This is a genomic window from Desulfofalx alkaliphila DSM 12257, assembly GCF_000711975.1.
GTDB classification, from domain to species: Bacteria; Bacillota; Desulfotomaculia; order Desulfotomaculales; family Desulfohalotomaculaceae; genus Desulfofalx; species Desulfofalx alkaliphila.
This window is the reverse complement of the sequence record NZ_JONT01000067.1, coordinates 1-1165: the sequence shown is the minus strand read 5'-3', so window position 1 is coordinate 1165 and position 1165 is coordinate 1. Positions and strand designations below refer to the sequence as shown.

1 protein-coding gene is annotated in these 1165 nt (G+C 36.8%); it reads right to left on the bottom strand.

Annotated features, from left to right (window positions below; translation table 11 throughout):
- Positions 1–67: 67 nt before the first annotated feature.
- The gene (locus BR02_RS0113140) at positions 68–1096 is read right to left on the bottom strand and encodes a hypothetical protein (RefSeq protein WP_031517824.1); all 1029 of its coding nucleotides are present in this window, start codon (positions 1094–1096) and stop codon (positions 68–70) included.
- Positions 1097–1165 lie beyond the last annotated feature (69 nt).

The following is a 1165-nucleotide window of genomic DNA, read 5'->3' as shown; positions in this document are numbered from 1 at the left end:
TCGATAGTTAGCAGGCAGAATCATTAATTAACTAAATACGGATGCTATGCACATCTTAACTGCCAAACTATGAATTTTCTACTTGCCAAACACACCTTTTCCTTATTTCAAATTGTTCTTTATAGATCTGTTTAGTCTCTTCAGCAGATTTTTTATCAATAAAATATGCTATTGATGCCTCACACAGGGCATATGTGCCTGCGCTTGCTATTGCACCAGAAATGAAATTCCCCGCTACTGGGAACATTTTTATAACTTGTCTCGCTACTTGCCTTAAAGCAAAACCTACTCCGACACTTAACCCCAATGCACTTAAGAATTCAATAATTGATTCCTTACTAACCTTTGTACCACCAATTATTGCAATCGTAGTAATCATCATTAGCTGTAACGAGGTAATCAAAGGCATGTCCGCTATTGGGATAGGATTTTTACCTATTAAACCCGTTATCCCAGCTATGCCAACCCCTATTTTCTTTGCAGTTTTTCTTTGCACTGATTTAACCTTAGCTACCTTTGCGAGAATTAACTGAGCCTCATGAGGCAGTTGTACAACCAAATAGTTTAATAGTGTATCAATATTCCACCGCCGATCATAGGCAATATTATAACCATCAAGCTCCATGTATGCACACACAGGTATGACCTTTATGGGTTTTGCTATAACCTCTTCTATTATTTTACTAAGTTCCTTAAGCGCTTCATTAATATTTTCCTGTTTTTTGGGATTAGAAAATGGTGGATTACTGTCCGATAGAGGTGTCAGTTCATCAACTTGTGTTAATACCCCAATTATTGGAACGTCGTACTCATGTTCGTTATAAATTAAATCACATACTTCCTTTAATTGTAAAGCGTCCTCCTTGGTTCTTGAACCAACTTCTTTGGCTTTACATAAGAATAAAATTACATCTGGGCATTTTTCTTTTACTTCTTTTTTAATTTGATCAAGTGGACTATCTTCGGTAATTTCCTCCTCTGGTTTTTTTGATTCGCCTAAACCTCGAGTATCCAGCAAATCAATTTGCCCCATCTCATTTTTAAAAGGATGCCATTTACCCTTCCCTGTTTGGGGATGTACATCACCTACTGTCACTTGCCTCTTTATCCTCTTCCTAACCTGAAGAGTTTTTTCAAATTAACCCGGTTAGACAATGTTTCCTAT